The organism is Halobacillus sp. (genome assembly GCF_049282395.1).
Taxonomy (GTDB): domain Bacteria; phylum Bacillota; class Bacilli; order Bacillales; family Halobacillaceae; genus Halobacillus.
This window is the reverse complement of record NZ_JBAPTY010000412.1, coordinates 1-5,085: the sequence shown is the minus strand read 5'-3', so window position 1 is coordinate 5,085 and position 5,085 is coordinate 1. Positions and strand designations below refer to the sequence as shown.

Genomic DNA, 5,085 nt, shown 5'->3' with positions numbered 1-5,085 from the left:
CTCTCCATAAAAGTTGAGATTGATTAGCTCTTTGCACACCGAATGTGCTTGTTTGAATTCCTTCTATAATGAAAGAATATCTTGACGTACTGGTTGGTTCGTTCAGTTTTCAAAGATCAAAAGTTTTTGTTTGCCGCTTCAAAACAGCGACTTAATAATCATATCATTGTGACTCGTTTAAGTCAACAACTTTTTTTAAAATGATTTTTGTTTGCCGTTGCCGGCTTGCCGCCCTGTCTTAATGCGACAAGTAATAATATAGCATGGTACGTCATTAACCGTCAACAACTTTGAGCAAAAAAATTCCCTTTCTTTATTAAAACCAGCAAAGAAAGGGATGATACGTACAGATCGCAGCCATTTATGAGGGTTTATAGGTTCGGTGAAAGATATGTTCTCCTTTTGTTTCTTGTAAAACGACTTCAATAATATTCTTCTCCACTAAGTATTCGATCATTGAAGATAAATCCAATATATATTCCTGTATCTCTGGATGGACTTTTAACTCTCCAAATGACCATGGTTCTTCTTGTTCTTTCATAAGACTTAATAAGTGTTGAGTACTGGACTCGGCTCGCTTACTAATGGAATGTTCCACTGCAATAATCATAAGATGGATTCTTTTATCAGTTGGTTCGCCACTTTCAATTAACTCTTGATACAGCTTGTAGATTTCAGGTTCGATCCTCTTCACTTGATTCCACACTGTTACTTCAGGGTGAAATCCTTTTTCTATAATGGAAAGGCGCGCTAAATAATGGAGCGAATGAACCATCCGGCTGAAGGAATCCAGATAGTGCTCGGATTCGTAAAGATCTTTGGCCTCGCTATAGCTGCGAATTAATTTAGCAAACTCGATAACCTTTTTCAGATCTCTCTTCTCCTGCGGGAATGTCCGGAGCTGTTCTTTTAACTCGGTTACATATTCATTCCTTTCAAAAATAACAGTGCCGTTAATTACCCATTCCACGGCACGGCGATAGGAGCTTGTATCAATCCAGTGATGCAAAAGTTTTTCATCTACTGTGTGCATAGCTGCTGATTTATTTTCAAATTCGTAATGCTTTACATACCACAGCTCTTTTGCGTCCTTTACAATAATGAATAAGATGACATCAAAGTTGTCCGTCACTGGACTGATCGGTTTCATCTTCTCTAAAATTAAGATCCCTAATGTATTGCTCTGGCTTGCTCTTTCTTGATAAATCGGACGTAATACGTCTTTCATTCTGGTCCCCCACATTCTATATCAGCTTGTTTTGTTTATTCGATACTTTTTTTAGAATTCCTTTTTTCTAAATATAATCAATGAAGGAAATGTGCTATACTACCTTGTAGATAGTAAGGAGGGAACTTGCGTGGCTTTAAGATACAGCAGTAAAATTAATAAGATTCGTTCCTTTGCTTTTTGGTTAATTTTCGGCGGAATTGGCGTCATGTATATAGGATTGATCTTTAAAGAAACCACTTGGCTGATGGCTCTTTTTATGATTCTGGGTATGGGCTTTGTTGGTCTTAGTACGCTCGTCTATTTCTGGATCGGTATGCTTTCCACCAGAACCATCCAGATTATATGTCCGTCCTGTGAGAAGCCTACCAAAATGCTTGGACGAGTAGATGCCTGCATGCACTGCAACCAGCCGCTGACCATGGATAAAACGTTAGAGGGCGAAGAGTTTGATGAGAAATATAATTCTAAACGATATAAAAAGAATAAGACTCAGCAGCAAACCTAATGAAAGAATCCGCTCTAAGCAGCGGGTTCTTTTTTTTACACAAAAAAACCGGAAGCTCAGGGCTACCGGTTTTAGTGGGTATTATTAGTTTTACATTCAGAGCACGTTCCATACACTTCCATGCGATGATGACTTACATCAAATCCCGTCACCTGTTCAGCTAATGATTCAACTTCATTGAGACTTGGGTAGTGGAAGTCAACAATTTTGCCGCATGAATCACAGATCGCATGATAGTGATCCGAAGTATTACAGTCAAAACGGCTTGATGAATCTCCGTACGTAAGTTCACGTACAAGCCCGATTTCCTTAAATACGCGGAGGTTATTGTAAACCGTCGCTACACTCATATTCGGAAATTTACTTTCTAACGCTTTATAAATTTCATCAGCTGTTGGGTGAGTCATAGAATTCAGCAGGTATTCAAGCACCGCATGACGCTGTGGAGTGATTCGCACACCTGAACCTTTTAGTGTATCCACCGCTTCTTGCAATCGATGATCAGACACAGCCATGCACCTCGCTTTCATAAACTGATTCTAGATTTATAATATTATTAAATTAGAATCCTTATAATTAGTGTAACCTGTCTGTAAATCTAATGTCAATAAAAAGCCGTCTTCCCCGGCAAATTAAATTACACGTCTGGATCAAGCGGAGTTTCTTTACCGCCCAGCTGCTGATTAACGTACCTTGCCGCTACGAAAAGAAGATCGGACAGACGATTCAAATACGAAACGACCAGCGGATTGACCAATTCATCTTCTAATGCGACCGCAGAACGTTCTGCTCTTCTCACAACTGTGCGTGCTAAGTGCAATCCAGCTGAAGCTGAATGACCAGATGGGAGAATAAAATTCTTCAATGGAGTCAAGTCCTCGTCCCACTTATCAATCTGCTGTTCTAATTCTTCTATATGCTCTTTCTTTACCTGCCATTTCACTTCTTTTCCTTTCGGGGTTGCAAGCTCAGCTCCTACGTGAAACAGGATGGTTTGGATACGCTGCATCGCCTCAAGGAACGAATCTTTATCTGCCCAGTCTTCTTTCGTCAGGTGGCTAAGCGCAAGACCGATCGTTGAATTAGCTTCGTCACACGTCCCATAGGCCTCGACTCGTATATCATTCTTAGCTACTCGATTGCCGTAAATTAAAGATGTCTGTCCTTTATCCCCTGATCTTGTATAAATACGCATGATTTAATACCCCCGTTTAGGATCAATTTTGTTTTTCATTTCGCCCTCATCATTTAAGAACGTATGCAAATTCTCTTCAAATATATCAAAACCACGCGGAACATACCCCGGAGACTGACCCGATGTATGAGGAGTAATCGTCACGCTTTCTTCTTCCCAGAATGGATGATCCTCTGGCAGCGGCTCCTCTTCAAACACGTCGAGTACAGCATGTGCAATATAAGAATTCTGAACAGCCTGTAGAATGACGTCCGATTGAACCAGGTCGCCTCTCCCCATGTTCAGGAAGATGGAGTGGTCAGGCATGGCTTTAAAGTGATCCAAATCTAATAAGTACTGCGTCTCCTTCGTACTTGGCAGCACAGCCACCACGAATTCTCCCTGATCAAGTACCTGATGAAGCTCTTCCACTTTATAGGTTTCATCGAAGTGAGGCTTAGGATTTCCAGATTTCGACACCCCAATGGTTTTCATGCGGAAAGCCTGAGCGAGCCTCGCCACTCCCTGGGCGATAGCTCCTGTTCCCAGGACAACCATGGTCCGGCCGCTGATTTCCTGATTGACCATTCGTCGATTCCATTCGTGATTTTTTTCTAATTCCGCGTAGGCCTTCGCATTTCTTGAGACCTGAAGAAGCATAGAGATCGCATATTCAGCCATCGGTTCGGAGTGGATGCCCCTCACGTTGGTTACTAGAATCCCTCTTTGCTGAATCTCCTGGAACGGCATTTTATCAAGACCGGCAGATAAAACCATAATCCACTTTAACTGGCGGGCCTGCTTAATGCGTTCCGGATTCAAATCTTCCCCGTATGTAATAAATACATCAGCTTCCTTTAAATAATGTTCTGCTTCTTCGATTCCGTGACAGAAAAGAAATTCCACTTCTTTAAAGTTCTCTTTCAGTCTGTTCTGGATATCTTCCGGGACCCTTTTAATCGCTGAAACAACCTTCATCCTCTCACTTCCTTTCCTCTCTTTCTTCTATAGTAATTGTTTTTCCAGACCAACTCAAAATTAAAGCTTCTTAAGAAAAAGCCATAACCGGTTTTCCGGCTATGGCTTTCCTGCTCTTTATTGAAGATTCTCGCGAATGTAACTTAGCGCGGATTCTACGTGTCCTTCTACTTTAACTTTGCGGTAATCTTCGGCAAGATTACCTTCTTTATCGATAATAAATGTAGAGCGCTCAATGCCGTAATATTCTTCGCCTGATTTTTTCTTAAGAACCCATGCGCCGTAATCTTCCGCTACTTGATGATCCTCATCCGCAAGTAGTAGGAATGGGAGATCATGCTTATCAATAAATTTCTTGTGAGATTCTACCGGGTCCGGGCTGACTCCTAGAATAACAGCATCCAGATCCGCGAAGCTTTCGTGGTGATCACGGAAATCACAGGCTTCGTTGGTGCAGCCTGGGGTCATATCTTTCGGATAAAAGTATAGTACGACATTCTTTCCTTTATAGTCAGATAATGATACGTTTTCTCCATTGTTTGCAGGTAGTGTAAAATCAGGTGCTTGTTTTCCTTTTTCAATTGTCATACGTAACCCTCCTAAAAAATAATTATATATCTAGCCTACCTTATACGAATGTAAACTTCCAATTCAATGTTCAATCTTATAATGCTGCCATACCTTGGCAACCAGAGCAGCTGGCAGTGAATAACCAATCATGGCTTCAAAAATAGCAATCCAGCGTCCGACATCGACCGGTACCATTTCTCCGTACCCTACTGTGAATAAGGTGGCTCCACTGAAGTACATACTTCTTGCTATCTCTTCCTTCCAATGCAAGGGTTCAGACTGACCAGCCTCCTGGTACACCATTACCCCATGTTCAATAAGAGAAACATAAATAATAGCAAACCCAATCATAACGATGGTATAAAGAAGCAGTATGGAGACAAACAGTTGAAAAGAAAAAATCTTATGTTCGAATTCAAGGGAAGCGAATATTTGACGCAGACTGCCAGCAATCAAAATCAGGCTTATTGTAGTAATCGCAATAATAATCATAAACGCACTCCTCCCGGGAAGAGACAAGCAGTACTCTACTGTTTACCTATGTCCACAAACCACCAATTATGCCGCCTCCCTATTGAACTGAAGTAACCCCTAAAAAATCCCACCTCAGGTCATCCAGATTATGGA

General features: G+C 41.3%; 7 protein-coding genes. 1 reads left to right on the top strand and 6 read right to left on the bottom strand.

The window, feature by feature from the left end; genetic code table 11:
• Positions 1–361: 361 nt before the first annotated feature.
• Entirely contained in the window at positions 362–1,228 is an 867-nt protein-coding gene (locus WAM07_RS17220) for a nucleotidyltransferase-like protein (protein WP_422168629.1), read from the bottom strand.
• Between the two features lie 130 nt (positions 1,229–1,358).
• Between WAM07_RS17220 and WAM07_RS17215 the strand changes: the two genes are divergently transcribed.
• A complete protein-coding gene (locus WAM07_RS17215) occupies positions 1,359–1,736 on the top strand; it encodes a YgzB family protein (protein WP_422168628.1) in 378 nt (125 codons plus the stop codon).
• A gap of 71 nt (positions 1,737–1,807) precedes the next feature.
• Here the strand turns inward: WAM07_RS17215 and perR are convergent, their stop codons facing one another.
• From perR to WAM07_RS17190, 5 genes are all read right to left on the bottom strand, one after another.
• The gene (gene perR / locus WAM07_RS17210) at positions 1,808–2,251 is read right to left on the bottom strand and encodes a peroxide-responsive transcriptional repressor PerR (protein ID WP_089753209.1); all 444 of its coding nucleotides are present in this window, start codon (positions 2,249–2,251) and stop codon (positions 1,808–1,810) included.
• A gap of 122 nt (positions 2,252–2,373) precedes the next feature.
• On the bottom strand, positions 2,374–2,931 hold the full coding sequence (locus WAM07_RS17205) for a cob(I)yrinic acid a,c-diamide adenosyltransferase (protein WP_224893088.1): 558 nt from the start codon (positions 2,929–2,931) through the stop codon (positions 2,374–2,376).
• A 3-nt stretch (positions 2,932–2,934) separates the two neighbouring features.
• Positions 2,935–3,888 carry a D-2-hydroxyacid dehydrogenase gene (locus WAM07_RS17200; RefSeq protein WP_422168627.1) on the bottom strand — a complete coding sequence of 318 codons (954 nt, stop codon included), beginning with the start codon at positions 3,886–3,888 and terminating at the stop codon, positions 2,935–2,937.
• A 117-nt stretch (positions 3,889–4,005) separates the two neighbouring features.
• Positions 4,006–4,476: a thioredoxin-dependent thiol peroxidase gene (bcp, locus tag WAM07_RS17195; RefSeq protein WP_422168626.1), complete on the bottom strand. Its 471-nt coding sequence runs from the start codon at positions 4,474–4,476 to the stop codon at positions 4,006–4,008.
• Positions 4,477–4,539: 63 nt separating this feature from the next.
• Positions 4,540–4,950 carry a potassium channel family protein gene (locus WAM07_RS17190; protein WP_422168625.1) on the bottom strand — a complete coding sequence of 137 codons (411 nt, stop codon included), beginning with the start codon at positions 4,948–4,950 and terminating at the stop codon, positions 4,540–4,542.
• Positions 4,951–5,085: the final 135 nt, after the last annotated feature.